The following is a 26,246-nucleotide window of genomic DNA, read 5'->3' on the forward strand; positions in this document are numbered from 1 at the left end:
GCCGCACCTCGCTCACAGCGCCGCCTCCAGCCACGCATCGGCATCTGCGGCGAACGCATCGCGCACCGCTTCGTCGCCGATCCGGTCAAGCGCGTCGGCGACGAAGGCGCGAGTCAGCAGCGCGCGGGCGCGGGCCGGCGGGATGCCGCGCGATTCGAGGTAGAACAGTGCGCGCCTGTCGAGTTCGCCAACCGTCGCGCCATGCGCGCATTTGACGTCGTCGGCGAAGATTTCCAGTTCGGGCTTGAGGTTCACCGTCGCGGTACGCTGGAGCAGCAGGCCGCGCAGCGACTGTTCGCCGTCGGTCTTCTGGGCGTGACGCGCGACCTCGACCGCGGCGGCCAGACTGGCGGTCGATTTGTCGGCGGCGACGGCGCGCCACGTCTGGTGGCTGTTGCCGTGGGCGGCGGCGTGGCGGACGCGCACCGCGCATTCCTGGCGAAGCGCGTCGCGGGTGAGCAGCGCGCCGCCCATCTCCGCATAGGCTTCCTCGCCGACCATATCGATCTGCGCGTCGAAGCGCGTGCCCGCGTTCCCCGCGCCGAGGAAGGTGGCGACATAGCTGGCGCCCTGTCCCACCGAAACCTCGTCGCGGGTCGAGACGAAGCCGCCGTCCGACAGCACCCGCACGGCGCGCTGGAGGCGGGCGGAGCGACCCAGTTCCACCTGCGTCAGCCGGTTGGCCCAGCCGGTGCCGACGAAGGTTTCGACCAGGGTGATCGCGCAATCCTCCGCGCCGACGATCCGCAGCGGCAGGTGCGCCTCGCCACCCGCCGCGACGTGGAGCAGTTCGATCATCACCGCACCGCCGGAGCGGACGTTCAGCTCATAGCCCTGCCCGTTGGCGAACAGGCCGAGTGGATGATCGCTGGTGATGCTGGCCGACATCAGCGGATCGTCGCCGACCTCGCTCCAGTCGGGATCGAGATAGCCGTCGATGAAGGTGTAGCGCGGGCCGTCCAGCCCGACGAACATCGTGGCGCGATCGATCCCGGTCGCCAGCTGCTCGATCGTCCGGGCGCGTTCGAGCGCCGGCAGGTCCGCCCACCGCCACGCCTCTTCGCGGCCGGTGGGGAGCGCGAGCGTCGCCATCACCCGCCCCTCCGCTTCGCCGCCAGCGCGGCGATGCCGGCCTTGCGCTCGCTCGTCACGCAGGCGGTCAGCTCCTGGTTGAGCGCGGCCTGCATCACCTTCTTGACGTCGGGGCGCACCGCGCGGTCGTTCGCCGCCTGGTAGCGCGCCTGATATTGCGGGAAACAGCGTTCCATCGCGGTGCAGCCGATCCGGTCGATCTCCGCATCGCCGGTCGATTTGCGGATGTCGCATTTCGTGCCCGACTTGGTGAAGCGCACACGGCCGCTCCAGTCCTTTTCCAGCCGCTGGCCGATCACCGTCACCTCGTCGGCAGGCGCGGGCGCGGGCGCCGCCTGGAGCGCGAGGAGCAGGGCGAGGATCATGCCGCCACCGCGCCATAGCCTTCGCGCTCCAGCTCGTGGGCGAGCTCCGGCCCGCCCGAGCGGGTGATGCGGCCGTCGGCCAGCACGTGGACCCGGTCAGGCTTCACATAATCGAGCAGCCGCTGGTAATGGGTGATGAGCAGCACCGCCTTGGTCGGTTGCCGCATGATCCGGTTGATGCCGTCGCCGACAATCCGCAGCGCGTCGATGTCCAGCCCCGAATCGGTCTCGTCGAGGATCGCGAAGGCGGGGCCGATGATCCCCATCTGCACCATCTCGTTGCGCTTCTTCTCGCCGCCGGAAAAGCCGACGTTGACCGGGCGTTTCAGCATGTCCTGCGGCAGGCCCAGCGCATCGGCCTGGGCGCGCGCGAGTTTCAGGAATTCCGCGCCCGACAGCGGCTTTTCATCGCGCTGCTGACGCTGGGCGTTCAGGCTTTCGCGCAGGAACTGGACGTTGGACACGCCGGGAATCTCGACCGGATACTGGAAGCCGAGGAACAGGCGGGCGGCGGCGCGTTCGTGCGGTTCGAGCGCGAGGAGGTCGATCCAGCCGCCGTCGCTGTCGGAGGGCGACCCACCCTCTCCCGTTCGTGCCGAGCCTGTCGAAGCACCGTCCTTCCTCTCCCCGTCGGTCGAAGAAAAGGGCGGCCCTTCGACAAGCTCAGGGCGAACGGGGACAGGACGGTCCGCGCCAACGGACGGGCGGAACAGGACGGACCCTTCGGTCACCTCATACCCCGGCCGCCCGCCCAGCACATAGCCGAGCGTCGACTTGCCCGCGCCGTTCGGCCCCATGATCGCATGGATCTCACCCGCGTTCACGGCGAGGGTCAGGCCCTTGAGGATCGGCTTGCCGTCGATTTCGGCGTGGAGGTTATCGATTTTGAGCATCTCGTCGCCCCTATTTGTACTGCAGCACTACCCGCCGGCCTTTAGCCCATTCTGCTTTCAGCGCATCGAAGCGCGGGGCAAAGCAATCTGGGAAGCCATTGGCCGTAGGCATCTTTGCAACCTTGGGCGGCAAGCAGGTTAGGGCGGTTTCGCATAGCTGTTTATCCAGAAGTGCGTTGCCCGAACTCGTATCGACTTTGCACGATGCACGTTGGCCCTTCATTTGAGGCGCAGCAGAGAAGCGAAACTGACGAACCATCTCGTCGAGTTTCGTTCGGTCGATTGGATCGGGCACCTGCAACAATGCCAAAATCAGCACAATCATCCCACACTCCCCTCAAGTGAAATCCTCCCCTGCAAGGGGACCGCGCCCGGCAGGGCGTGGTGGAGGGGTATCGCGCTACCGATAGGAGGACACCCCTCCGTCAGGCCTGCGGCCTGCCACCTCCCCTTGCAGGGGAGGATCTGGCGGGTGATCGTCAACCGACCGATCCTTCCAGCGAAATCCCCAACAGCTTCTGCGCTTCGACCGCGAACTCCATCGGCAGTTGCTGGAGCACCTCGCGGGCGAACCCGTTGACGATCAGCGCCACCGCCGCCTCCTGATCCAGCCCGCGCGACATGGCGTAGAACATCTGGTCTTCGCTGATCTTGCTGGTCGTCGCCTCATGCTCGATCTGTGCCGAGGGATTGCGCACTTCGATATAGGGTACGGTGTGGGCACCGCACTGGTCGCCCAAGAGCAGCGAGTCACACTGCGTGAAGTTGCGCACGCCCTCCGCGCCCGGCGCGACGCGGACGAGGCCGCGATAGGTGTTGTCGCTCCGCCCCGCGCTGATCCCCTTCGACACGATCGTCGAGCGCGACCCTCGTCCGTTGTGGATCATCTTGGTGCCGGTATCGGCCTGCTGGCGATTGTTGGTCACCGCGACCGAATAGAATTCGCCGACCGAATCCTCGCCGTTCAGCACGCAGGACGGGTATTTCCAGGTGATCGCGCTGCCGGTCTCGACCTGGGTCCACGACACCTTCGAACGGGCGCCCTGGCACAGCGCGCGCTTGGTGACGAAATTATAGATGCCGCCCTTGCCGTTCTCGTCGCCGGGATACCAGTTCTGGACGGTCGAGTATTTGATCTCGGCATCGTCGAGCGCGACCAGTTCGACGACCGCGGCGTGAAGCTGGTTCTCGTCGCGCATCGGGGCGGTGCAGCCTTCGAGGTACGACACGTACGCGCCCTTGTCGGCGACGATCAGCGTGCGTTCGAACTGGCCGGTGTTCTCGGCATTGATGCGGAAATAGGTGGAAAGCTCCATCGGGCAGCGCACGCCCTCTGGCACATAGACGAACGTCCCGTCGCTGAAGACCGCGCAGTTGAGCGTCGCGAAGTAGTTGTCGCGCTGCGGCACGACCTTGCCGAGCCACTTGCGGACGAGCTCGGGATATTCGCGGATCGCCTCGGAAATTGACAGGAAGATGACACCTGCCGCCTTCAGCTCCTCGCGGAACGTCGTCGCCACGCTGACGCTGTCGAACACCGCGTCGACCGCGACCTTGCGCGCGCCCTCCACCCCGGCGAGCACCTTCTGCTCCTCGATCGGGATGCCGAGCTTTTCGTAGACGCGCTTGATCTCGGGATCGAGCTCGTCGAGCGAGGCGATCGTCTTCTTCGCCTTGGGCTCGGCGTAGTAATAGGCGTCCTGATAGTCGATCGGGGGCACGTTGAGCTTGGCCCAGTCGGGCGCCTCCATCGTCAGCCACAGGCGGAACGCCTTCAGCCGCCAGTCGAGCATCCATGCCGGCTCGTTCTTCTTGGCGCTGATGTAGCGGACGGTGTCTTCGGTGAGGCCCTTGGGCGCGAACTCCTGCTCGATGTCCGAGCTGAAGCCCCATTCATACTTCTTGTTGGCGGCGGCGAGCGCCTCGGCATTCTTCGTCGCCATTACGCGGGCACTCCGGCGGACAGGGTGGCGAGCGTGACGCCCGCGAGCGCGCCGCGGACGGCGCCGTTGACGTGGGACATGTGCGGCTTGACCCGGCAGTTGCCCTCGACCGCGCAATCGTGCGCACCGGCCTCCACACAGGCGGTGAGCGCGATTGGGCCCTCGATCGCCTCGACGATGTCGGCCAGGCTGATCGTCGCGGGCGGGCGGGCGAGACGGAAGCCGCCGCCGGTGCCGCGCGCGCTCTCGATCAGGCCGGCGGCGCTCAGGCGGCTGACCAGCTTCTGCACGGTCGGGAGCGGCAGGCCGGTCTCCTCGGCGATCAACGTCGCGTTCAGCCGGCCCGACACGCCGCAGTGGCGCGCGGCGGCGGAAAGCATGACGACGGCGTAATCGGCCTGGGCGGTGAGACGCATTGTTGCGAACCATTCTCAAATCGGATGGAATCGATCCGATTGGGCAGATAGGGTGTTGCGTCGCAGTGCACAACCACGTTCGCCCTGAGCCTGTCGAAGGGCTGCCTTTCTTCTTCCCGCCGCTTGAAAAGAAGGGCAGGGCAACGACGGGCTCCATCAAAGTGCTACTTTGATGGGAACCCCGACAAGCTCAGCCCGAACGGTTTTTGTCCATGCCCTGGTATCACCCGCTGCTCTTCGCCCTCGACGCTGAAAAGGCGCATCGCCTGACGATCCGCGCGCTGGCCGCCGCCGGCGGGCGGACGGGCGATGTCGCCACCTCGCCGCGCCTGGCGCAGGTGGTGGCGGGCGTCCATTTTCCCAACCCGGTCGGGCTGGCGGCCGGGGTCGACAAGGACGGCGAGGCGGTGGCGGGCTTCTTCGGCCTGGGCTTCGGCAGCGTCGAGGTGGGGACGCTGACGCCGCTGCCACAGCCGGGCAATCCGAAGCCACGCCTGTTCCGGCTGGTCGAGGATCGCGCGGTCGTCAACCGCATGGGGTTCAACAACGGCGGGATCGACGCGGCGCTGGCGAGGCTGCCCCGGCAGCGCGCGGGCGTGCTGGGGGTCAACGTCGGCGCGAACAAGGACGCGACCGACCGGATCGCCGACTATGCGACCGGGGTGCGGCGCGCCGGGCGGATCGCCGATTATGTGACGATCAACATCAGTTCGCCCAACACGCCGGGCCTGCGCGACCTGCAGCACGGACAGGCGCTGGCCGACCTGCTGGCGGCATCGCGCGAGGCGGCGGCGCTGACCCCGTTGTTCCTGAAGGTCGCGCCCGACCTGGAGCCGGCGCAGATCGACGAGATCGCCCGCGCGGCGATCGATCACCGCATCGACGCGCTGATCGTCAGCAACACCACGGTGTCGCGCCCGACGCTGCGATCGCGGCACGCGGGCGAAGCGGGCGGCCTGTCGGGCGCGCCGCTCAGGATGCTGGCGCGGGCGCGACTGGTCGATTTCCGCAGCGCGACCGGCGGCGCGCTGTCGCTGATATCGGTCGGCGGGATCGACAGCGCGGATGAAGCCTATGCGCGTATCCGCGGCGGTGCGAGCCTGGTCCAGCTCTATTCGGCGCTGGTCTATGAAGGGCCGGGCCTCGCGCGGCGGATCGCCACCGGGCTCGATGCGCTGCTGGCGCGCGACGGGTTTGCGAGCGTGGCGGATGCGGTGGGGACGGACGCCTGACGCAATCCGTACCGCGCTCCGGCGGAGGCCGGAGTGCAGGCGGCATCGGGCTGCGGCTGCCGGCGCTCCGGCCTTCGCCGGAGCACGACGACAAGTGGTTGCGTCCGGTTGACGTGGCGAAGGGCCGGCCTAGGGTCGTTCGCCATGAGAGCTATCGTCCTCGCCCTCCTGCCGCTGGTCGCGGCGTGTTCCACCGTCGCCGATCGCCCCGTCGCGGTGTCCGCCCCGGTTGCGGGCACACCGGCCGCGGGAGCTCCGGCCGCGCCCGCCCCGGCGGTCGACGCACCGGGCATGGTCAGCGCCGCCGATCCGCGCGCGGTGGCGGCCGGGGTCGAAATCCTCAAGGCCGGCGGCAACGCGACCGACGCGGCGATCGCGACGATGCTGGCGCTGGGCGTCGTCGAACCGCAGAGTTCGGGGCTGGGCGGCGGCAGTTTCTGGGTGCGGCACGCCGTCGCGGGCGGGCTGGACACGATCGACGCGCGCGAGGCCGCGCCGATGGCGGCCGGACCACGACTGTTCTACGATGATGCCGGCAAGCCGCTCGGCTATCGCGAGGCGGTGGCCGGGGGGAAATCGGTGGGCGTGCCCGGCGCGGTGCGCGGCATGGCGATGGCGCACCGGACCGGCGGCAAGCTGCCCTGGGCGCGGCTGTTCGACCCGGCGATCCGCCTCGCACGCGACGGGTGGCAGCTCACTCCGCGCTTCGTCGACGGGCTGGCGCGCAACGGCGGGCATATCATGCCCGAACTGCGCGCGATCTTCTCGCCCGGCGGCGTCGCGCTGCCGGCGGGGGCGACGATCCGCAACCCGGCGCAGGCGGCGCTGCTTGAGCGGCTGGCGAGGCTGGGGCCGGACAGTTTCTACGTCGGGCCGGATGCCGAGGCGCTGGTCGGGGTCGTTCGCAGCGCCGTGCGCCCCTCGACGATGACGACAGGCGACATGGCGAGCTATGCCGCCAAGCCGCGCGACCCCGTCTGCGTGCCGTACCGGACGTACCGGGTGTGCGGCATGGGGCCGCCGTCGTCGGGCGGCCTGACCGTGCTGATGATCCTGAAGCAGCTCGAACGCTTCGACCTGGGGCGACTGGGCAAGGATTCGCCCGTCGCCTGGCATTTGTTCGCCGAGAGCTCGCGCCTCGCCTATGCCGATCGCAACCTCTACATCGGCGATCCCGATTATGTCCGCGTGCCGGTCGCCGGGCTGCTCGATTCCGCCTATCTGGCGCAAAGATCGGCGCTGATCTCGCCCGACACGACGATGGCGACGATCGCCGCCGGCACGCCCCCCGGCGCGCCGCAGCGGCAGCGCGCCGAGCCGGCCGAGACACCGGGCACCACAAGCCTGTCAGTCGCCGACCGGATGGGCAACGTCGTCGCGGTGACGACGACGGTCGAGGGGGTCTACGGTTCGGGCCTGACGGTAAACGGCATCGTGCTGAACAACGAGCTGACCGATTTCGACCGCGTGCCGGACAGCGGCGGCTGGCTGGTCGCCAACCGGGTCGAGGGCGGCAAGCGCCCGCGCAGCTCGATGGCGCCGACGATCGTCTATGATGCACAAGGCCGCGTGCGGCTGTCGATCGGCGCGGCCGGCGGCCCGACGATCATCGCCCAGATTGCCAAGGCGGTGATGGGCGTGGTCGACTTCGGCCTGTCGGCGCAGGACGCGATAGCGATGGGGCTGCTCTATGCGCCGGGACCGGGCGGGGTCGCCGAGGCGGGCACCGAGCGCGCGGCGATGGTCCCCGCGCTGCAGGCGCTGGGCGAGCGGGTGACCGTCGCGCCGCTGGGGTTGAAGGCCAACGCGGTCGAATGGGTCGGCGGGCGCTGGGCGGGCGGCGCCGATCCGCGCAGCGAGGGCGTGGCGGGCGACGAGACCGGCCATGTCACCCAGATCAAGCGGTTCAGCCGCGATCCCAACCGGCCGCCCGAATAGCCGGCCCGCGCAGATTTCGGACAGCGGCGCCACGACAGAGCGACCGCACCACAGGAGAGACATCTTGGCCGTTCGCACCTTCGAACATTTCCCCAGCCTGGTGACGATGTTCTTCACCCGCGCCGCCGAGCGGGGCGACGCGCCGTTCCTGTGGGCCAAGGAAGGCGGCAAATGGGTCTCGACCAGCTGGGCCGAGGCGGCGCGGCAGGTCGCGAGCCTCGCCACCGCGCTGAAGGCATCGGGCCTGCGCGCCGGCGACCGGGTGATGCTGGTCGCGGAGAACCGGCCCGAATGGTGTATTTCCGACCTCGCGATCATGGCCGCCGGATGCGTGACGGTGCCGACCTACATCACCAACACCGAGCGCGACCACCAGCATATCCTGGAAAACTCGGGCGCCTGCGCGGTGATCGTTTCCACCGCCAAGCTCGCCAAGGTGCTGATGCCCGCCGTTCTGCGCGCCTCGACCGCGCGGGTAGTGATCGGGATCGAGGAATTGCGGCTGGGCCAGCCCGGAACCATCGACTTCCACGACTGGCGGACGCTGATCGCCGAGCATCCGTCCGATCCCGCGACCGTCGCCGCGCAGGCGACGATGCAGCGCGGCGATCTGGCCTGCATCATCTACACCAGCGGCACCGGCGGCGCCCCGCGCGGGGTGATGCAGCACCACGGCGCGATCCTGCACAATGTCGCGGGCGCCCTGACCATCATCGCCGAGGATTTCGGCTGGGCCGACGACGAGGTATTCCTGTCGTTCCTGCCGCTCAGCCACGCCTATGAGCATACCGGCGGCCAGCACCTGCCGATCGGGCTGGGCGCTCAGATCTATTACAGCGAGGGCCTCGACAAGCTCGCGTCGAACATCGAGGAGACGAAGCCCAGCTTCATGGTCGTCGTGCCGCGCCTGTTCGAGGTGCTGCGCACGCGTATCACCAAGGCGGTGGAGAAGCAGGGCAAGCTTTCCAGCTACATGCTCGACCGCGCGGTCAGCATCGGCGGCAAGAGGGCGGCGGGCGGCGTGCCGATCCTCGACAAGCCGATGGACCTGCTGCTGGGGGCGGTTTTCCGCCCCAAGATCGCAAAGAAGTTCGGCGGGCGGATGAAGGCGATGGTGTCGGGCGGCGCGCCGCTCAACCCCGAAGTCGGCCAGTTCTTCGATTCGCTCGGCCTCACCTTCCTGCAAGGCTATGGCCAGACCGAGGCGGCACCGGTCATCAGTTGCAACCGCCCGGCGGCGGGGCTGAAGCACGACACCGTCGGGCCACCCCTGCCCGATACCGAGGTGCGCATCGCCGAGGATGGCGAGATCCTGGTGCGCGGCGAACTGGTGATGCACGGATACTGGCGCAACGAGGAGGAGACGGCGCGCGTCCTCAAGCCAGACCCGGCGGAGCCCGGCAAGGGCGCGTGGCTGCACACCGGCGACATCGGGGTGATCGACGAGCAGGGCAGGATCAAGATCACCGATCGCAAGAAGGACATCATCGTCAACGACAAGGGCGATAATGTCGCGCCGCAGAAGATCGAGGGCATGCTGACCCTGCAGGACGCGGTGGTGCAGGCGATGGTCTATGGCGACCGCAAGCCATATCTGACCGCGGTAATCGTGCCCGATCCCGAATGGACGCAGGAATATTGCGCGAAATCGGGCACCGGATGCGATTTCGCGAAGCTGAAGGACGACCATGATTTCAAGGCGGCGATCGGCGCGGCGGTGGACCGCGTCAACGCCGAGTTGTCGCAGATCGAGCGCATCCGCCGGTTCATCATCGCCGACGAACCGTTCGCGATCGAGAACGAGCAACTGACCCCCAGCCTGAAGATCCGCCGCCACGTGCTGCGCGAGGCCTATGGCGCCCGGCTCGACGCGCTGTACAAGGGCTGAGGCGAAGGCGGTGCGGTTCCTGATCGCGCTGATCGGCGCGCTGCTGCTCGCCGCTCCCGCGTCGGCCCGCTCCCCCATCGATGGCCAGTGGGTGCTGGCGGTCGACCGGTTCGGCACCGCCGAATATTGGACGCTAAACCTGGAGGCGAGGGGCAGCGCGGTCAGCGGCGACCGTAGCGGCGCGGCGCTCAGCGGCACGCGGCGCGGCGCGCGGATCGACTTCACCGTTACGGATTCGCGCGGCGGGCGCTTCGCATTCGCCGGAACGGTCGCGGGCGCGCGCATCACCGGGACCGCCGACTATCCCGACCATAACAAGGCGGGTGCCCGACTAACCCACGGCTTCACCGCGCGACGTCTGCCGGACCGGCCGCCGGGCGGGCCGCGGACGCATGACTTCGCACCGACCGACTATGCCAACGCCTTTTCGGCAGACCGCGCGCCGGTGCTGACGATCTGGCCCGGCGATACGGTGCGGACGCGGACGATCGATTCGGGCGGCGTCGATGCGGCGGGCGCGACCGTCGCGCTGTTCGGCAATCCGCAAACCGGGCCGTTCTTCATCGCGGGGGCAGAGCCGGGCGATACGGTGATCGTCCATATCCTGAAGCTGACCCCCAACCGCGACTGGGCCGACAGCCTGGATTCGATCGTCTCGCGCGCGCTGACCCCGGCACTGGCGGGGAAGGCCGGCGACCTGGGCAAGGCGGTGCGCTGGCGGCTCGACCGCGCCGGCGGCTTCGCCACGCCCGAAGGTGCTGTCGGCGCGCTCGCCGGCCACCGCGTGGCGCTGCGCCCGATGCTCGGCGGGCTGGCGCTGGCGCCCCCGTTCGGGTCACCGCCGATGTCGACCGGCGACACCGGCCGCGCCGGCGGCAATATGGATTTCCCGGAAGTGATCGCCGGCAACCGCGTCCTGCTGCCCGTCTACCAGCCGGGTGGCCTGCTCTACCTGGGCGACGGCCACGCGCTGCAGGGCGACGGCGAGACCAGCCAATATGCCCTGGAAACCTCGCTCGACGTCGAGTTCCGGGTAGAGTTGGTCAAGCGCAAGGCGATCGCGATGCCGCGCGTCGAATCGCCGGGCGAATGGATGGTGCTGGGTCAGGCCGGATCGCTCGACGAGGCGCTTCGCGCCGCCACCTCCGGTCTGGTGACATGGCTCCAGCAGGATCGCGGCCTGTCGCTGTCGGAAGCGGCGCAGGTGATCGGCACGTCGATCCGCTATTCGGTGCCCAATCTCGCCGGGCGTAGCGTCGGGGTGGCGGCGCGGATCGACAGGGCGGCGCTGCCCACGGCGCGACCCTGACGACGAAAGGTGGAAAGCAGGGTCGACCTGGCCCCACCCCCCGCCTAATGCCCCATCCGACATGACCGCGCCTTCCCCCGACGATCCGACGACCAACCGCGCGCCGATCGGCTTTCGCGAATTCGTCGCGCTGATCGCGGCGATGATGGCGCTGACGGCGCTGGGCATCGATTCGATGTTGCCCGCGCTTCCGGTGATCGCTGGCGAGCTGGGCGTCACCAACCCCAATGAGCGGCAATATGTCATCACCGCCTTCATGATCGGCTTTGCCTTCGCGATGCTGGTCTATGGCCCCGCGACCGACCGGTTCGGGCGGCGACCGGTGCTGGCGGTGGCGCTAAGCGGCTATGTGCTGACCAACCTGCTCGCGGCGTTCGCGGGCAGTTTCGAGCTGCTGCTCGCCGCGCGCGTGGCGTCGGGGGCGATGGTGGCGGGTGCGCGGACCGTCACCGTGGCGCTGGTGCGCGACTGCTACGCCGGGCGCGCGATGGCGCGGGTGATGAGTCTCGCCTTCATCTTCTTCATGATCGCGCCGGTGCTGGCCCCGGCGTTCGGCCAGGCGGTGTTGGAAGTGGGTAGCTGGCGGTGGATCTTTGGCGGGATCGCGCTGGTCGCGGCGATCATCCTGCTGTGGTTCCTGGCGCGGATGCCCGAGACGCTGGCGCCCGAGGATCGTCGGCCGATGAACCTCGCCGCGCTGGGCACCGGCGCCGCGCGGGTTGCGCGCGATCGCTATGCGCTGGGTTATACGCTGGCGGCGACGATGCTGCAGGGCGGGCTGTTCGGTTTCATCGGATCGATCCAGCAGATTGTTTTCGAGGTGTTCGGCGTTCCCCACCTGCTGGCGCTGATCTTCGCGTCGGTCGCGGGCACGATGGCGATCGGTTCGTTCGCCAATTCGCGGATCGTGATGGCACTGGGCACCCGTGTGATCTCGCACACCGCGCTGATCGGGTTCATCCTGTTCGCCGCGATCCACCTGCTGCTGGCCCTCACCCATGCCGAGACGCTCGCCAATTTCATCATTGTCCAGGCGATCATGATGATGTGCTTCGGCCTGGCGACCTCCAACTTCTCAGCGATGGCGATGGAGAATATGGGCGACATCGCCGGCACCGCGGCGAGCGTGCAGGGCTTCGTCGCGACGCTCGGCGCGGCTGTGATCGGAGCCTATATCGGCCAGAGCTACAATGGCACGACGGTGCCGCTCTACACCGGCTTCACCGTGATGGGGGTGACCGCACTCATCATCGTGCTGATCGCCGAACGCGGCCGGCTGTTCGCCCCGGCGCATGACCCGGCGGCTCGTCGCAACGACGTGGAACAGGGCTGAGCCGATACCGTTCGATCTCCTGTCCGGCATGCCGCCGGGAAAGGAGAGACGATCATGGGCGGTCATCAGGTGCCCGAGCGCGGGCCGATCGACGACGGTTATGACGGGGACGGATACGACGAGAGCCAGCGCGCCGAAATTCTGGAGGCGACGCGCGACGGGCCCGGCGACGGCACGATCCTGACCGACCTCGCGCCCGATCTGGGCGGGGAGCCGCTGGAAGACGACGATCCCGATGCGATCGAGATGCTGGCCGACGAGACCGCCGAGGAGGACGAGGACGTCGCGCAGGACGAAGCCGACATCGTCGAGGACGACCTGCAGCAGGATTTCGAGGACGGTGCTGACGACGCGGACGCGGCGCTGGGCGATGGCGACGCGGTGGCGCTGCGCCCGTGACTTGACGCCGGCCGGGGCAGGGGCGCAGCATCGCGGCGATGACCCGCGATCCCCGCGTCGATGCCTATATCGCCGGACGCGCCGCGTTTGCGCGGCCGATCCTGATATGGCTGCGCGAACGCGTCCATGCCGCCGCGCCGGGCGTCGAGGAAACGGTCAAATGGGGCGTGCCGGCATTCGTGTTCGGCGGACGGCCGCTCGCCAACATGGCTGCGTTCAAGGCCCATGCGACCTTCGGCTTCTGGAACCGCGCGGAAACCGCGACCGGCCGTGAAGGCGAGGCGATGGGCCAGATGGGAAGGATCACGGCGCTGGCCGACCTGCCCGGCGCCGCGACGTTCGAGACGCAGGTGCGCGAGGCGGCGGCACTGATCGCGAGCGGGACGGTGGCGAAGCGGGCGACGAAACTGCCCCGGCCCGAGGCAGACGTGCCCCCCGCGCTGGCCGGGGCGCTGGCGGAAGATGCGGCGGCAAACGCGACCTTCACCGGCTTCCCGCCGAGTTGCCGTCGGGAATATTGCGAGTGGATTGCGGAGGCGAAACGCGACGAGACCCGCAGGAAGCGCGTCGCGCAGACGATCGAGTGGCTGCGCGAAGGCAAGCGGCGCAACTGGAAATATGAGAATTGCTGAGGAGACCGACCATGCAGGCCTTGCTTCTGGCCATCATCGCCAGTCCGGCGACAGCGCAGACCGCGCCGCAGCCGGTCTGCGGGCCGAGCGCGCAGGAAGTCCAGGCCCGCAAGCGCCTCCCGTCGCTGAAGCTCGGCGACCAGCCCCCGGCTGCCGAGATCAAGACCGTCCTGCGCCATGATCGCAACGGTTGCCTAGACCCGCTGGTGACGCGCCACGGGATCGGCGCCAATCCCGAGAAGGCGCAACTCCTGTCGCGATCGCCGCGCATGATTCCGCGCCTGTTCATACGCTAGGGCAGGGCGGCCCACGACGTCGGCTTGACAAGCCGGCCCCTCGATGAGACGTTGCAACATCACGATCAGGAGGATGCCGTCATGCGTGCCGCCGCCCGTTACCGCCAGCCCGAGCCGCTGTCGGCGATCAACATCACCCCGATGATCGACGTGATGCTGGTGCTGATCGTCATGATGATCCTGACCATCCCGGTGATGAGCCACAAGGTGCCGATCGACCTGCCCGGTGCCGGCGACTTCGTTCCTCGCGCGCCCGACCAGCCGCATCGGCTGGCGATCGCCGCGAGCGGGGCGCTGTCATGGGACGGGCGGGCGATCGCCGATGCGCAACTGCCCGTGCTGCTCGAAGGGGTGACGCGCGATCCCGCCGCCGTGCTGCACATGCAGACCGATCCGGCGGCGCGCTACGAACGGTTCGATACGGTTCTGGCGACGGTCAAGCGCGCCAATGTGACGCGGCTGGGCTTCGTCGGCGACGCCGCGCACGCGGACTGGGACAGGAGCGCCACGCGGTAGGAAGCGCCGCCCCGATCGGCTAGACTTTCGCCCATGACGCCCTTCGCGATGCGCTTCACCGCCCTGCCCGAGCACATCGACGAGCTGGGCCATGTCAACAATGCCGTGTGGGTGCGCTGGATCCAGGACATCGCCGTCGCCCACTGGCGCGCGGTGGCCCCGCCCGAACATGCCGAAGCCTATGTCTGGGTCGTGACCCGGCACGAGATCGATTATCGCGGCAACGTGGCGGCGGGCGACGTGGTGACCGGCGAGACCTGGGTCGGCGCCGCGCCGCGCGGCGCGCGCTTCGACCGCCACGTCCGCTTCACCGGCGGCGACGGACGGGTGAAGGTGGAGGCACGGACGACTTGGGCGATCCTCGACCGCGCGAGCGGACGGCTCGTGCGGGTGCCGAAGGAGGTGGCGGCGCCGTTCCTGGGGTGAGGTGTCTTGACGGGTGGCATCTCAGTGCAACCTCGGAAAATGTGAGACTCCACGCCTTCGACGGTCTCATTTTCCCCGAGGAAACGCGCTATCCGCCGGGGCCAAGGCTGAAGCCGGTATCCGACCGAGGTCGGAAGGAGCCGCCTCTCCCAGAATTCTAAGCGAAGGACTCGACGACGATCAGGCAGGATTCGAGGCTTGCGGGATCGTCGATGCCCCCGACTGATACGCCAAGTTCTCGCGCGAAGAGGTGCACGATTGCTTGCCACGCGCCTCATCCGGAAACCGTGACGGGCGCAAACCCCAAGCGACCATCTCGACCACTGTCGCCGCCGCCGCCTTGCGGCCACGATCACCGGTTCGCCCGGCCCCGCCCCCGTTCCCGCATGACAGGTTGGCAACCGCTGGTTATGGACACCCCGTGCATTCGTTGCGTCGCCTCGTCCTGGTCAACCGGCCGCTCGCCTGCGCCATCATCGCTTTGGCTTTAATGATGAAACTCGTCATGCCCTCGGGGTTCATGACGACCGTTGTGAACGGCCAGATCGTCGTCAGCGTCTGCTCTGGCACCGGGCCGACGACCATGGTCATAACGATTCCGGATCTCGAGCACCAAAAGCCCGCCGGCAACGACCATCAAGGGAAAGTCGATCAACCCTGCGCTTTTGCGGGCTTGTCGATGCCGTCGCTTGGGGCAGCGGACCCGCTGCTGCTGGCGATCGCGACCCTGTTCGCGCTCGCGCTGGGCATGCGGGCGACTCCCGCTTCGACGGCGACCACCCCAGTCTATCTGCGTCCACCCCTCAGGGGTCCACCGGCAATCTGATCGTATCCGCCGCATGAACGGCTGAGGTCGCACGCGCTGATGCGCGTCGCGGGCGAGCGCGACATGCATCCGCGTCAGATACGGCGCAGCCGATCGCGCTGGCGGTTTCGGCTGCGCTTCGCCGGAGAATCTTATGCCAACGCTTGTACTGCGAGGTCGCGCGTGACCTCGCGAGTCCGCATCCTCTTGCGCCAGTTCCACCTCTGGCTCGGGCTCGCGCTCGGCGGCCTGTTCGCTCTGCTCGGCGCGACCGGCTCGGCCTTGGTCTTTTATGTCGAGATCGACAGCGCGCTGCATTCCCGTGCGATGCAGCCGGGATCAGGATCGGCGGCGGGATGGTCGTCGCCCGTATGGGACAGAGCACTCGCGACCGGCCGGGCGCAAAGGCCTGATCCGCACGGCAGCTGGTCGTTCGAGGTGACGGGCGAGCCAGGAGCCCTGCCGGCCCGTTTTTACCCGTCCAACCGGCACAGCCACCACGCCGAGCGTGAAATGCTGTGGTTCTCATCCGATGGGCGAAGGATCGTCCGCGCGGAGCCGTGGGGCGGCTACCTGATGAGCTGGCTCTACGACCTCCACATGCATCTCCTCGCCGGCGAATCCGGCCGGCAGGTCGTCGGCTGGTCCGGCTTCGCCATGCTGCTTTTGCTGGTGAGCGGGATCATCGCGTGGTGGCCGCGAGCGGGATGGCGCAAGGCCTTCGCGTTCAAGCGCGACGCGGTGGCACTGCGCCGCCTGCGCGATATCCACAAGCTCTCGGGCCTGTGGTCGATGGCATTGCTGTTCATCCTGGCAGGAACCGGGGCACTGCTCGCGCTGCCGGTGGTGAAGACACGGCTGTTGAGCGCAACGATCGTTGCGCCAGACACCGTGCCCGACCCACGATCGGGCGCCGCGGACGGAACCCAGATCCCGGTGTCGCAGGCACTTTCCACGGCGCGCGGCGCCCTGCCCGGTGCTCGCCTCGCCTTCATCGACGTGCCAGGTGCCGGCTCCGAGCCGTTCAGGATGCGCGTGCAGGTGCCGGGCGATCCGCACGAGCGCTTTCCAAGCAGCTTCATATTCGTCGACCAATATTCCGGTCAGCTTCTCGCCGTCCACGACGCACGGCATGGCAATGCCGGGACCACCGCCGCCAAATGGATCCGCGTGCTCCACGACGGGTCGGTCGGCGGCCTCGCGACCCGCATCCTCGCCGTGGCCCTCGGCCTGCTGCCTGTCGTCCTCTTCGTGACCGGTCTTCTCCACTGGCGCCGCCGGCTTGTCCGCCGTGCCCATGCAACCCCCACAAGGAGTCATCCATGAAAACGTCTATCCTCGCTCTCGCCACCTGCCTCACTGCATCGCCGGTTCTCGCACAGACCGCAGGGAGCGCAGAGAACGCTTCGGAGCGTCCGGACCGGGACGTCGTCGTCACCGGACAGCAGCTGGAAGAAAAGACCGAAATCTCCGGGCGGCTCGGACTCACGATCCGCGAGACGCCCGCGGTGGTCGATGTCATCACGCAGCAGGATTTCCAGCTGCAGGGCGTCCGCTCGGCGATCGAGGCGATGAACGCGGCACCGGGCGTCGCGTCCGGCAACCTGCCGGGGTCGATCGGATCGGTGTCGATGCGCGGGTTTCATCGCGCGGTGAACTACCTCTACGACGGCGTACGCATGGCCAATTCCGACGTCGGCCTGCGCAACTGGGACGCATGGTCGTTCGAGCGGATCGAAGTTATCAAGGGCCCGGCATCGGTCACATCCGGCGAGGGCGCGCTCGCCGGCGCGATCAACTTCGTGCCGCGGCGCCCGCACCTGGACGGCGTTGGCGGGGAGGTGCTCGCAAGCTATGGCAGCTTCGACACCATGCGAATTGCGGCTGACCTCAATCTGCCGCTTGGCAAGACCGTTGCCATACGCGGAAACGTATCTTTCTCACGTTCATCGGGCTGGATCGACGACACCGACAGCCGCACCTTCGCCGCCACCGGCTCATTGCTGTTCGAGCCGAGTGATCGCCTGTCGTTGGTCGTCTCGGTCGATCATTTCGAGGACCGCTTCAAGACCGCCTATTACGGCACGCCGGTTATTGCGCGCGTGTCTGCGCGCGATCCATCGTCGGCGGTCTCGGGCAGTTCGGGGATGGTGCTCGACAGGGCAATGCGGCGAACCAACTACAATTATGGCGACGGGAATGACGGATCGGTCACGACCTGGTTGCGCGCTCGCGCGGACTATGGGTTGAGCGACCAACTGAAAATTGTCAGCGATACCAGTTACTATGACAGCTTTCGCGATTACAGGGACGCCGACGAATATGGCTTCAGCGCCTCGACCGGACTGATCGGCCGCGGCGCGACCTATATCAGCCACGATCACCGATATTGGAACCAGCGGTTGCATCTCGCCTTCGATGGCCGGATCGGCGGGCTGCGCAACCGCTTCACGATCGGCGCCGAATATGGCGAGACTGACTTCTACACCGCCCGTCGGTTCGGCAGCGGAGGAGCGATCGATCCGTTCAATCCGGTGCGCGGCACCTTTCCGACCGATACGCCGGCCAATTTCGCAACCCGGCAGGACGTGACGGCGACCGTCGGTTCGCTCGCGATCTTCGCTGAAAATGCGCTCAACATAAGTGATCGATGGCTGCTTGTCGGCGGCATCCGCTACGACAACGTGACGCTCGACCGCCATGTCCTCAACGCGACGAGCGGCGCTGTGCAGCGCTACGGCCAAGCCTATCATCCGATCTCGTGGCGCGCGGGCACGGTCTACAGCGTGACGCCGCGCACCCAGGTCTTCGCGCAATACACCCATGCGGTGACACCGGTCGGCGGCCTGTTGTTCCTGAGCGCCGCCAATGCCGCGTTCGAGCTTACCACCGGCCATAGCTACGAAGCCGGCATCAAGACCTCGCTGACCGGAAGCGGCGTGGAACTGACCGCATCCATGTTCAGCATCCGCCAGGACGATATCGTGACGCGGAATCCGGCCAACCCGGCAGTCGCGATCCAGGGAGGGGCGCAGCGTTCGCGCGGCGCGGAAATTTCGCTCAACCTGCCGGTAACGCCAAGGCTGACCGTGACCGCGAGCGCAACCGTGCTCGACGCGGAATATCTCGAGTTGATCGAAGCTGGCGGCGTGAACCGTGCGGGCAACCGGCCGCAGAATGTTCCCGAGCGGCTCGCCGATTTTGTCGTCACCTGGTCGCCAAGAGCCTTGCCGATCACGCTGACTGGCAGCCTGCGACACAATGGCGATTTCTACACCGAGTCCGCCAACGTCACCAAGGTGAGCGCCTTCGCGACCATCGACGCATCGGTATCGTGGAACGCGCAGTTCGGCACGCTGACCCTGCGCGGGCGGAATCTCGCCGACGCATTCTACGCCGATTGGTCCGGCTATGCCCCGGGGCTGGTGTTCGTCGGCGCGCCGCGAAGCATCGAGCTGTCGTTCAGCAGGCGGTTCTGATCCGATCGGAGGCTGTGCCGTCCGAGCCGCACCCGTTGCGGCTCGGGCGGAGGACGGTCTAGCGCTCGCGTCGGACCGGATAGATATGGTGATAGGGACTGCGATCCGGGAGTTGCGCGGCGAGCCAGGCCAGCCGGGCGGATGGGTCCGCCGCGAAGGCGGGATCCGCGGCGAGCCTGGCTTCGAACGTCGCCCGGATCGACGCATTCCGCGCAAGCAGCGCCTCTGCGAGTGGCGCGAGCACAAAGTCCTCGGCGCCGGACGGGGACGAAATCATCTCGGGAAAGAAGCCCCATGCAAGAAAGGCGTCGGGCGCTTCCGGTTCCAGCAGCGCGGCGGCGAGCCGGCCCAGCGGCTGGTCGGCGGGGACCCGTACCGATCCGGCCGGCAGGGTTTCGGACACCGTCTCGTGTCGGAACGACGCCTTCAACGGCAGCCGGCCATCCTGGGCGCGGTGCCCGACCGGGTTTTCCAGCCGGACGCGGTCCAGTGTCAACGTGCGCGGCGCCTTCAACGCCGCGAACTGGATACCATGGAGGCGCAGTCGATCGATCACTTCGGTCTGCTCCTGGGGCACCCACCACGCCTTCGGCAGCGTGACGGTCTCGACCGGATCCTGGCCTATGATCGGCATACGGAAGGTGACCGGCTTTCCGGTCCAGCGCTGTTCCAGCCGACCGCTGGCCGGCGAGCGATATGTTTCGAACGCGACGCCCTTGAAGGTCTCGACCCAGTCGACCGGCTGCGCCGCCGGTTTCCACCGTACCAGCATGTCCGCCGGGCGGCTGGCCCGGTCGCGGATCTTTGCCGCGACAATGCGCTCACGATCCTGCGCTGCCACCTTCAACGCAGCTTCGATCAGTACATAGGTGCCGAGCACACGCTGGCGATAGGGCTTGAGCATGTGGTTCTCGACCAGCACGGTCGGCACGCCGATGAAATCACCATAGCCCGTCGAATAGCGCGGGCCCTCGGGCGCCTGCCGGATACCCTTTGCGGGCTCGCGCGTGTCGATCGGGCTGGGATAGATCGTCGGCAGGTGCCCGGCTCGCTCGAGGGCAGCCATCGCCTGCGGTCCGAAGCGGTTCATGAGCCAGTCGGCGGTGGCGCGATGATAAGCGTAGCGGCCCCAGCCGGCATAGGTGAAGGTGATGTCATACTGCATGTCGAAGCCGCCACTGACATGGCAATCGATGTAGAGAATCGGATCGAGGCGGCGCAGCAGAGCGATCATCGCGCGCGTTTCCGGCGCGTCGGCCTTGGCATAGTCCCGGTTCAGGTTGATGTTGCGCGCGTTGCCGACATAACCCTTCTCGCGCGGGCCGCGTAGCGCCGGGAAGTTCCACCGGCTCGCGCGCTCATGGCCGTCGATGTTGTAGATCGGCACGAATACCAGATCGACCTGATCGAGCAGGGCGTCCTTACCGCGCAGGGCAATGTCGCGCAGCAGCATCAGCCCAGCGTCCTTACCGTCGATCTCGCCGGCATGAATGCCTGCCTGCACCAGTACGACGGGCTTGCTCGCCCTGCCTTTGCTCGCGCGTACCATCAGCAGGTCACGCCCTTCGCCGGTTCGTCCGAAGCTCTCGATCGAAATGAGCGGTGATGCGGCGGCGAGCCGCTCAAGCCACGCGCGCGTCTCGGCATAGGACGGCGTGGTGGCGAAGCGTGCGCGTTCGGCGGGCGTGATCCAGGGGTCGTCGCGACCGGCGACCAGCCGCTCGCTTGCGCCGGACCAGGGCAGCGCGGGCGGCAGCACGGACGCGGGCAGGTCGACAAGCGACGCGGGTGATTGTGCGTGGGCAGGCGCCGGAACGAGCGCTGCAAGACCGATGAAAAGAAGGGTACGCATATGACCTGTGACTGGGGATTGATCGGGAGGCTAGAAGTCGGTGGCGAGGAACAGCAGCATGCGCCGCTTGTCGGTCAGGCCGTAGCTGTTGCTGCCGACGACATTCCACGCGAAGGCATCGGTGATGTTGGCGACCTGGAAGCGCAGCGTCGCCGGTGCGTCGCCGATCCTGAAGCGGTAGCGGACACCCAGATCGACCAGCGTATAGCCTGGTACGAACACCTTGTTCTCGCGCGAGGCGGCGCGCCGTCCGAAGTTCGCGATCGCGCCGTCGATCGAAAAACCGGGCAGGAAGCTCGGCCTCCATTCGATATTCGCGCGCAGCACCCGAGCGGGTTGGTTGAGCGGAAGTTCGCCGACCCTGCCCAGTTCGACGCCCAGGCCAGTGACGCGCGGACGCATCAGCACCGCACCCGCGATCAAGCTGACGCCGTCGAACGGATTGCCGGCCAGGCTGATCTCGGCGCCGCGATGGCGGACGTCGCCGAGGATCGTGAAAACGCTCGCCTCGTCGGTGTTGAAATAGGGCTTGCGCACATCGAACACGCCGGCAACCAGTTTCATGTGATTGTCGAGCGTCCAGCGAATGCCGGAGTCGGCTTGGCTGGTGCGGATCGCGGGCAGCGCCTCGTTGCGGTTGGCGGCATTGATCGGCGCAATGCCGCTCTCCTCGAGCCCGCGCGTATAGCCGCCATAAGCCGCCAGTCGGCCGGTCAGATAACCTGCTGCCGAAATATTGAAGAGCCAGGGAGCGTCGCTACGCCGGGCGTCGGACCCGATGCCGGGCAGGTCGATCGTCTTGCGATAGCCGGTCCGCTGAACGCCGAGGCTCAGTTCTCCGACGTCGCGCCAACGGCCCTCATAGGCGATACCGAACGTCGTCTGGCTGACGCGGTCGCGTGTCTGTTCGCCGAACCCGAATACCACCGGTCGCGGTACGGGCACGATGTCGCCGAGCCGCCGGAGTCCCAGGTCGATGGCGGCCGCCGCGCCGCCGTAGAGGCTGTCGAGCCGACGCGCGCGGGCGGAGGCATGTAGGGTGTGAAGTCGTGACCCTTCCGCGAAGCTTCGGCTGACGCGCAACTCCCCGCTCAGCGATGCATAGCGCTGTCCGGGGTCGGGGATGACCCGCTCGATCGTGATCCCGTCTCGGGAGGTGTCGACGAACAACTCGGCGAAGTTCTGCGCATTCTCGGCCGATGATCGGAATACGCCCCCCGACACCGCCCAGTTCTCGCCGACGCGGGCTTTGACGATCATCCCGGCGTTGATGCTGCGGCTGTCTCGGAACGCCCATTGCTGGCCGAAATAGCGGCGGCGCGGGGCATCGGGCGGGACGAACGCGCCGCCAGCGATGATCGTCGGGGCGACCTGTTCGTCGCGGCCGATCGACATCGACCAGAAGGGGATGACCTCCATACCGTCGCGCGGCCGCCAGCGCGGGATCACCGCAAAGCGGCTGTAACGCGCGTCCGAGCCGTCATAATATTCCTCGTGCGCATGCGAGGCGCTCAACGCCACGCCCAGCCCCCGGCCGGCAATCGGCAGTCGGGCGTCGATCTCGATCGATGGCGCGCCGTAGGCCAGACTGCCCGCGACGACGCTGATCCCGCGTTTCTCGCCAACGCTGCGCAGGCGGTAGTCGACAATGCCGGTCGGCGCCGGAAACGGATATCCTTGCGCACTCAACCCCACGCGGATCGTCGAGCCATCGACCAGCCGCTGGGAGATGACGCCCTGGCGATCGACGTAGACGCCCTCGATCCGCACATTGCCGGCGGTAACCGGCGAGAAGCCACGCACCTGGCTGGGTGAATAGAGGCCGATGCTTTCACTCCCGACCGACGAGCCGAATGCATCTTCTGCCTCCGTCACGGCATTGTCGTTGGCGCGCTGTGCTTCCGCAGGCGACGTCACCGCAATCACCGCCCAGGAAGCCAGCGCGGCACCGGATCGCTTCATGCCGGATCGACCGGAACCCGGCCGCGCGCGCATGCCTCTTCCGCAAACTTCGGAGCGCGATCGAAATCCGCCTTGCCGAACGGCAGGTCGCGGAAGAGGTAGCCGTAGTAAAAGGTCCGGACACGCTTGTGATAGGCGCGGATACAATCCTGATACGCAAGCTGGCCGGTGAGATCGCTGTCCGCCAGCCGGGTGAGCAGCGCCTGAACGCCCACCGACGGCAGCACCCAGCCGAGCGAGCGCCCTGCGCTCTCGCGCGCTTCCAACCCCTGGCGATAAGCCTGGACGCGGTCGGCGACGCTCTCGTCGCCATTCTGATGGAAGGCGAGATACCATTTATAGTGGAACTTGTGTCCGAGCGGCGGCGAGTTCGCCCATTCGGGATGTTTCGCGAAAAAGCGGTCCATCGTGTCCTCGCGCGGGATGTCCCAGGCGCGGTTCACCGCTTCGCGTTGGGCAAGAGCGATCTCGGCCCCTTGGCTGACAGGAATCGCCCGGTTGATCGCGACGTTGGCGAGCGTCGGCACGACCAGCACGAGCACCAGCCACGCGGCGGCAAGGGTCGCGGCATTCGCGACCGAACTCCAGCGCAACCGGCCAACCAGCGCGGCAAGCGCGATCCAGAACAGGAGATAGGCGACGATGAGCGTGAGGACGATCGCGATCGTTGGAGGGGCGACGCCCTCGATGACGGCACAGAGTGCGAAAGGTCCGCCGAGCACGAGCCAAAGCAATCCGAGGCGCAGCAGCGTGCGGCGCCGCCAGAGCGCGCGACCGCCATTCGGCAATGCCTGCAGCGCGCGATGCCGACCCGCCTCGCGCTCGCCGGAGACCAGATCGTGGAACAGCGCGATCACGAACAGCGGTGCGAGGAACACCAGCACGAACGCGAAGTCGAACCGCCCCGGCAGCGCCAGCTCTGGATTGAAGGTGTCGCCGTCGTAGATCTGCGCCTCCAGCCCGAGCGAACGCACCCGCAGGATGTAGGGCGAGACATCGCGCATCCCGAGCGCGGCGAAAGCGAGCGGAGCTGGCGCGTTCCACGTCGGATGAAAGCTATAATAGGCCGCGCTACCGGCATCCTTGGCCTTTTCGATCCAGGCGGCGATCGCGCCGATGTCTTCAGCCTGCGCCGCGGGGATCGCGGCGATCGCGGCGCGCTGGCGAGATACCTCGGTCATCCCGGCGGCAAGCGCGGCGATGGTGAGCATACCGAGCAAGGCAAGCGCGATGACGGTCAGCCGCTGACGCAGCAGCAGGCGGAATTCATGGTTGACGAGGCTCATCGGCGTGCTCCCAGGCGACGTGTCGCAACCGCCAGCAATGCGGTGGCGGCGGCGAGCCAGGCAAGGATGATGGCAAGGCCGGGCAGCGCACCCTGGGCGAGGTCGGCGCCCGCCGGCGGCTCGAACGTGAAATCGGGCATGGCCGTCCAGTTGCTCGCCGCGACGCGCTTCCGGGCGTCCGCACCGGCATCCTGCGCGGTGTCGTCGACGAAGCTGACGTCGTCCGCCTGAAGCTTGTTGAGCCGCTGGACCAGCGCATAGCGATAGGCCTCGGCTTGCTCGAGGAACCGGCGGTGTCCTGTGAAGTCGGTGCCCGCTGCCGCCATGGACAGCGATCTGATGGCGATGGCGGGGCTGAGCACGCCCGCCGCCTCGACCAGCCCGTTCTGGCGCGCCTGCGAGGCGTAGCTTTCGCCTGCATAGCGATCGAAGAGCGAGGATGTGAGTCGCTCGCCCTCCACGCCGAGTACGCCCTTGTAGTTGACCGGCAGATCTTCCACGCGGGTCACGCCGTAGCGATCGAGCACCGATTGCTTGAACTGCGCGAAATGCGGATCGTCGGGGTTGTGGCTGTCGCCCATCTTGCGCAGGTCGCGTGCAATGGCGACATCGGTCTGCAGGCGATTGTGCAGCGGCACCGCTGCACTGGCGATGTCGGGCGCGACGCGCGGCAGCAGCACGACCATCACCGCCCAAAGCGCGACCAGCGCGAGCAAGGCATCGCGGCTCCGATGAACGAGCGCCGATACCGCCAGGATGCCGACGACCCACAGTCCGAGATAGGCCAGATAGCCCAGCGCGATCGTCAGCATGGGCAGCGCGAGCGCGCCCGGTTGACCGGCGATCAACACGAAGCCGATCATCGCCGGCAGTCCGGCGAGCAGCGCGACGATACCGAGCGCGAGCAGCTTGCCCACGACCAACTGCCGCCGGCTGGCGCCCTGCAGCATGAGCAAGCGGAGCGTGCCGCGCTCGGTTTCGCGCGAGAGTGCGCCGTAACCGAGGAAGACCAGCAGGAGTGGAGCGACCACCTGGAGCACGAAGGCCGGAGTGAGCTGTCCGAAGCGGACGAGCAGTGAACTCTGTCTCACGTCTCCGAAATTGGCGGTGTTCTGGCGATGGCCTTCCAGGAACATGCTGTTCCCGGTGAAGCCGTCTACTCCGGGATCGAACGCGGCGAGCGGACCAAGCGGGCGGAAGATGAACGTGCCATAGTGCACGACGCGGTGGGGGTGGCGATCAGGTTGCGCATCGAACGCTGCGTCCGCGGCCTGCGCATGGCGGGCGCGCAGTTCGGCGATACCGCGCTGGTGCGACCAGCTGCTCGCCACCGCCACGAGCGTCAGCAATACCAGCAGGACGAAGGCAATGACGGCGACGCGGTTGCGCGCCATCAACCGCAGTTCGTCGCGGGCGATCAGGCGGGGGATGCTCATGCCGCGACTTGCTCCGAACCGACCTGGAACCGCTCGTGGAGCGCGCGGACATCGAAGCGTTCGGCCCCTTCGGCGGCGACATCATAGGTGACGCGGCCATCTTCCAGGAAGGCAATGCGGTCGGCGACGTCGGCGGCGGACAGCAGGTCGTGCGTGACCATCAGCACCGCGGTGCCACGACCGCGGACCTCGGTGACCAGCGCGTTGAAGTCGGCGGTGGCGCGCGGGTCGAGTCCGGAGGTTGGCTCGTCGAGCAGCAATATCGGCACCTGCCGCAACAGCGCGACCGCAATTGCAACCTTCTGGCGCATGCCTTTCGAAAAGCCGCCAAGCCGCTGGCCCCAGGCGCGTTCCTGCAGGCCGGCGGCCGCAAAGGCTGCGGTGATTTCGCCAGGCGCGGGCCGCTCGCCCGACAGCGCAAGGAGATATTCGGCGTTTTCGGTCGCGCTAAGATGCTCATAGAGCGCGACATTCTCAGGCAGATAGGCGATGCGCCTTCGCGCCGCGTCCGGGTCGCCGCCGGGGTCGATCCCGCAAACCGATATCGTCCCCGACTGCGCAAGAACGAAACCCAGCAACGCGGCGAGCGTCGTCGACTTGCCCGCGCCATTGCCGCCGAGCAATGCGGTGATGCTGCCACCGGGTACAGAAAGCGTCAGGCCTTGCAGTACCTGGTGGGCGCCATAGGCAAGCGAGACATCCTGCACCCGGATGGCGGACGGATCATTGGACATTGCGGTCTCCGGAC

At 67.6% G+C, this 26,246-nt stretch carries 24 protein-coding genes; 13 read left to right on the plus strand and 11 right to left on the minus strand.

The window, feature by feature from the left end:
- Nucleotides 1-12: 12 nt before the first annotated feature.
- The 6 genes from VYI76_RS14190 to VYI76_RS14215 all read right to left on the minus strand — a co-directional run bounded on the left by VYI76_RS14190 (nucleotide 13) and on the right by VYI76_RS14215 (nucleotide 4,709).
- On the minus strand, nucleotides 13-1,092 hold the full coding sequence (locus VYI76_RS14190; RefSeq protein ID WP_326525442.1) for a SufD family Fe-S cluster assembly protein: 1,080 nt from the start codon (nucleotides 1,090-1,092) through the stop codon (nucleotides 13-15).
- Nucleotides 1,092-1,457 (minus strand): hypothetical protein, encoded by a 366-nt coding sequence (locus tag VYI76_RS14195; RefSeq protein WP_326525443.1) that lies wholly within the window; start codon nucleotides 1,455-1,457, stop codon nucleotides 1,092-1,094. Before VYI76_RS14195 ends, VYI76_RS14190 begins: the two co-directional genes overlap by 1 nt.
- Nucleotides 1,454-2,350 carry a Fe-S cluster assembly ATPase SufC gene (gene sufC, locus VYI76_RS14200; RefSeq protein ID WP_326525444.1) on the minus strand — a complete coding sequence of 299 codons (897 nt, stop codon included), beginning with the start codon at nucleotides 2,348-2,350 and terminating at the stop codon, nucleotides 1,454-1,456. Before sufC ends, VYI76_RS14195 begins: the two co-directional genes overlap by 4 nt.
- A gap of 10 nt (nucleotides 2,351-2,360) precedes the next feature.
- Nucleotides 2,361-2,675, minus strand: a complete 315-nt coding sequence (locus VYI76_RS14205; protein ID WP_326525445.1) for a hypothetical protein — start codon at nucleotides 2,673-2,675, stop codon at nucleotides 2,361-2,363.
- Between the two features lie 154 nt (nucleotides 2,676-2,829).
- Nucleotides 2,830-4,293, minus strand: coding sequence for a Fe-S cluster assembly protein SufB (gene sufB, locus VYI76_RS14210; protein WP_326525446.1), 1,464 nt, complete (start codon nucleotides 4,291-4,293; stop codon nucleotides 2,830-2,832).
- The gene (locus tag VYI76_RS14215; protein WP_326525447.1) at nucleotides 4,293-4,709 is read right to left on the minus strand and encodes an RrF2 family transcriptional regulator; all 417 of its coding nucleotides are present in this window, start codon (nucleotides 4,707-4,709) and stop codon (nucleotides 4,293-4,295) included. Before VYI76_RS14215 ends, sufB begins: the two co-directional genes overlap by 1 nt.
- Before the next feature lie 212 nt (nucleotides 4,710-4,921).
- On the opposite strand from VYI76_RS14215, the gene VYI76_RS14220 reads away from it, so the two are divergent.
- The 13 genes from VYI76_RS14220 (at nucleotide 4,922) to VYI76_RS14280 (ending at nucleotide 18,962) form a co-directional block, all read left to right on the plus strand.
- Nucleotides 4,922-5,941, plus strand: a complete 1,020-nt coding sequence (locus VYI76_RS14220; protein ID WP_326525448.1) for a quinone-dependent dihydroorotate dehydrogenase — start codon at nucleotides 4,922-4,924, stop codon at nucleotides 5,939-5,941.
- 144 nt (nucleotides 5,942-6,085) lie between these two features.
- Complete coding sequence (gene ggt, locus VYI76_RS14225) at nucleotides 6,086-7,879, plus strand: gamma-glutamyltransferase (RefSeq protein ID WP_443018970.1); 1,794 nt, start codon at nucleotides 6,086-6,088, stop codon at nucleotides 7,877-7,879.
- A gap of 106 nt (nucleotides 7,880-7,985) precedes the next feature.
- On the plus strand, nucleotides 7,986-9,767 hold the full coding sequence (locus tag VYI76_RS14230; RefSeq protein ID WP_326525737.1) for an AMP-dependent synthetase/ligase: 1,782 nt from the start codon (nucleotides 7,986-7,988) through the stop codon (nucleotides 9,765-9,767).
- 10 nt (nucleotides 9,768-9,777) lie between these two features.
- On the plus strand, nucleotides 9,778-11,076 hold the full coding sequence (locus tag VYI76_RS14235; protein ID WP_326525449.1) for an acetamidase/formamidase family protein: 1,299 nt from the start codon (nucleotides 9,778-9,780) through the stop codon (nucleotides 11,074-11,076).
- A 61-nt stretch (nucleotides 11,077-11,137) separates the two neighbouring features.
- Nucleotides 11,138-12,409, plus strand: a complete 1,272-nt coding sequence (locus VYI76_RS14240) for a multidrug effflux MFS transporter (RefSeq protein ID WP_326525450.1) — start codon at nucleotides 11,138-11,140, stop codon at nucleotides 12,407-12,409.
- Between the two features lie 54 nt (nucleotides 12,410-12,463).
- Nucleotides 12,464-12,808 (plus strand): DNA primase, encoded by a 345-nt coding sequence (locus VYI76_RS14245; protein WP_326525451.1) that lies wholly within the window; start codon nucleotides 12,464-12,466, stop codon nucleotides 12,806-12,808.
- Nucleotides 12,809-12,846: 38 nt separating this feature from the next.
- A complete protein-coding gene (locus VYI76_RS14250) occupies nucleotides 12,847-13,440 on the plus strand; it encodes a YdeI/OmpD-associated family protein (RefSeq protein WP_326525452.1) in 594 nt (197 codons plus the stop codon).
- 11 nt (nucleotides 13,441-13,451) lie between these two features.
- Complete coding sequence (locus VYI76_RS14255) at nucleotides 13,452-13,736, plus strand: hypothetical protein (RefSeq protein WP_326525453.1); 285 nt, start codon at nucleotides 13,452-13,454, stop codon at nucleotides 13,734-13,736.
- A gap of 81 nt (nucleotides 13,737-13,817) precedes the next feature.
- Entirely contained in the window at nucleotides 13,818-14,252 is a 435-nt protein-coding gene (locus VYI76_RS14260) for an ExbD/TolR family protein (RefSeq protein ID WP_326525454.1), read from the plus strand.
- Nucleotides 14,253-14,285: 33 nt separating this feature from the next.
- Nucleotides 14,286-14,678: an acyl-CoA thioesterase gene (locus VYI76_RS14265; protein ID WP_326525455.1), complete on the plus strand. Its 393-nt coding sequence runs from the start codon at nucleotides 14,286-14,288 to the stop codon at nucleotides 14,676-14,678.
- 421 nt (nucleotides 14,679-15,099) lie between these two features.
- Nucleotides 15,100-15,504, plus strand: coding sequence for a DUF2946 family protein (locus tag VYI76_RS14270; RefSeq protein WP_326525456.1), 405 nt, complete (start codon nucleotides 15,100-15,102; stop codon nucleotides 15,502-15,504).
- 39 nt (nucleotides 15,505-15,543) lie between these two features.
- Nucleotides 15,544-16,809 carry a PepSY-associated TM helix domain-containing protein gene (locus tag VYI76_RS14275; protein ID WP_326525457.1) on the plus strand — a complete coding sequence of 422 codons (1,266 nt, stop codon included), beginning with the start codon at nucleotides 15,544-15,546 and terminating at the stop codon, nucleotides 16,807-16,809.
- Complete coding sequence (locus VYI76_RS14280; protein WP_326525458.1) at nucleotides 16,806-18,962, plus strand: TonB-dependent receptor; 2,157 nt, start codon at nucleotides 16,806-16,808, stop codon at nucleotides 18,960-18,962. The genes VYI76_RS14275 and VYI76_RS14280 overlap by 4 nt, the downstream gene beginning before the upstream one ends.
- A gap of 58 nt (nucleotides 18,963-19,020) precedes the next feature.
- Here VYI76_RS14280 and VYI76_RS14285 read toward each other — a convergent pair whose 3' ends face one another.
- From VYI76_RS14285 to VYI76_RS14305, 5 genes are read right to left on the minus strand one after another with little or no spacing between them, the layout of a single operon-like run.
- Nucleotides 19,021-20,814 (minus strand): M14 family metallopeptidase, encoded by a 1,794-nt coding sequence (locus tag VYI76_RS14285; protein ID WP_326525459.1) that lies wholly within the window; start codon nucleotides 20,812-20,814, stop codon nucleotides 19,021-19,023.
- A gap of 30 nt (nucleotides 20,815-20,844) precedes the next feature.
- Nucleotides 20,845-22,776, minus strand: a complete 1,932-nt coding sequence (locus tag VYI76_RS14290; RefSeq protein ID WP_326525460.1) for a TonB-dependent receptor domain-containing protein — start codon at nucleotides 22,774-22,776, stop codon at nucleotides 20,845-20,847.
- Nucleotides 22,773-24,062, minus strand: coding sequence for a DUF3526 domain-containing protein (locus tag VYI76_RS14295; RefSeq protein WP_326525461.1), 1,290 nt, complete (start codon nucleotides 24,060-24,062; stop codon nucleotides 22,773-22,775). Before VYI76_RS14295 ends, VYI76_RS14290 begins: the two co-directional genes overlap by 4 nt.
- Nucleotides 24,059-25,498 (minus strand): ABC transporter permease, encoded by a 1,440-nt coding sequence (locus VYI76_RS14300; protein WP_326525462.1) that lies wholly within the window; start codon nucleotides 25,496-25,498, stop codon nucleotides 24,059-24,061. The genes VYI76_RS14295 and VYI76_RS14300 overlap by 4 nt, the downstream gene beginning before the upstream one ends.
- Complete coding sequence (locus VYI76_RS14305) at nucleotides 25,495-26,232, minus strand: ABC transporter ATP-binding protein (protein WP_326525463.1); 738 nt, start codon at nucleotides 26,230-26,232, stop codon at nucleotides 25,495-25,497. Before VYI76_RS14305 ends, VYI76_RS14300 begins: the two co-directional genes overlap by 4 nt.
- Nucleotides 26,233-26,246 lie beyond the last annotated feature (14 nt).

Origin of the sequence: Sphingomonas sp., assembly GCF_035910975.1 — a bacterium.
Classification (GTDB): domain Bacteria; phylum Pseudomonadota; class Alphaproteobacteria; order Sphingomonadales; family Sphingomonadaceae; genus Sphingomonas.

Coding starts and splice junctions, on each gene's coding strand:
- VYI76_RS14195 (WP_326525443.1), bottom strand. CDS start 1,457: ATGATCCTCGCCCTGCTCCTCGCGCTCCAGGCGGCGCCCGCGCCCGCG.
- VYI76_RS14230 (WP_326525737.1), top strand. CDS start 7,986: ATGTTCTTCACCCGCGCCGCCGAGCGGGGCGACGCGCCGTTCCTGTGG.
- VYI76_RS14255 (WP_326525453.1), top strand. CDS start 13,452: ATGCAGGCCTTGCTTCTGGCCATCATCGCCAGTCCGGCGACAGCGCAG.
- VYI76_RS14215 (WP_326525447.1), bottom strand. CDS start 4,709: ATGCGTCTCACCGCCCAGGCCGATTACGCCGTCGTCATGCTTTCCGCC.
- VYI76_RS14265 (WP_326525455.1), top strand. CDS start 14,286: ATGACGCCCTTCGCGATGCGCTTCACCGCCCTGCCCGAGCACATCGAC.
- VYI76_RS14240 (WP_326525450.1), top strand. CDS start 11,138: ATGACCGCGCCTTCCCCCGACGATCCGACGACCAACCGCGCGCCGATC.
- VYI76_RS14290 (WP_326525460.1), bottom strand. CDS start 22,776: ATGAAGCGATCCGGTGCCGCGCTGGCTTCCTGGGCGGTGATTGCGGTG.
- VYI76_RS14190 (WP_326525442.1), bottom strand. CDS start 1,092: ATGGCGACGCTCGCGCTCCCCACCGGCCGCGAAGAGGCGTGGCGGTGG.
- VYI76_RS14280 (WP_326525458.1), top strand. CDS start 16,806: ATGAAAACGTCTATCCTCGCTCTCGCCACCTGCCTCACTGCATCGCCG.
- VYI76_RS14260 (WP_326525454.1), top strand. CDS start 13,818: ATGCGTGCCGCCGCCCGTTACCGCCAGCCCGAGCCGCTGTCGGCGATC.
- sufC (WP_326525444.1), bottom strand. CDS start 2,350: ATGCTCAAAATCGATAACCTCCACGCCGAAATCGACGGCAAGCCGATC.
- ggt (WP_443018970.1), top strand. CDS start 6,086: ATGAGAGCTATCGTCCTCGCCCTCCTGCCGCTGGTCGCGGCGTGTTCC.
- VYI76_RS14245 (WP_326525451.1), top strand. CDS start 12,464: ATGGGCGGTCATCAGGTGCCCGAGCGCGGGCCGATCGACGACGGTTAT.
- sufB (WP_326525446.1), bottom strand. CDS start 4,293: ATGGCGACGAAGAATGCCGAGGCGCTCGCCGCCGCCAACAAGAAGTAT.
- VYI76_RS14295 (WP_326525461.1), bottom strand. CDS start 24,062: ATGAGCCTCGTCAACCATGAATTCCGCCTGCTGCTGCGTCAGCGGCTG.
- VYI76_RS14250 (WP_326525452.1), top strand. CDS start 12,847: ATGACCCGCGATCCCCGCGTCGATGCCTATATCGCCGGACGCGCCGCG.
- VYI76_RS14285 (WP_326525459.1), bottom strand. CDS start 20,814: ATGCGTACCCTTCTTTTCATCGGTCTTGCAGCGCTCGTTCCGGCGCCT.
- VYI76_RS14205 (WP_326525445.1), bottom strand. CDS start 2,675: ATGATTGTGCTGATTTTGGCATTGTTGCAGGTGCCCGATCCAATCGAC.
- VYI76_RS14275 (WP_326525457.1), top strand. CDS start 15,544: ATGCGCGTCGCGGGCGAGCGCGACATGCATCCGCGTCAGATACGGCGC.
- VYI76_RS14305 (WP_326525463.1), bottom strand. CDS start 26,232: ATGTCCAATGATCCGTCCGCCATCCGGGTGCAGGATGTCTCGCTTGCC.
- VYI76_RS14220 (WP_326525448.1), top strand. CDS start 4,922: ATGCCCTGGTATCACCCGCTGCTCTTCGCCCTCGACGCTGAAAAGGCG.
- VYI76_RS14300 (WP_326525462.1), bottom strand. CDS start 25,498: ATGAGCATCCCCCGCCTGATCGCCCGCGACGAACTGCGGTTGATGGCG.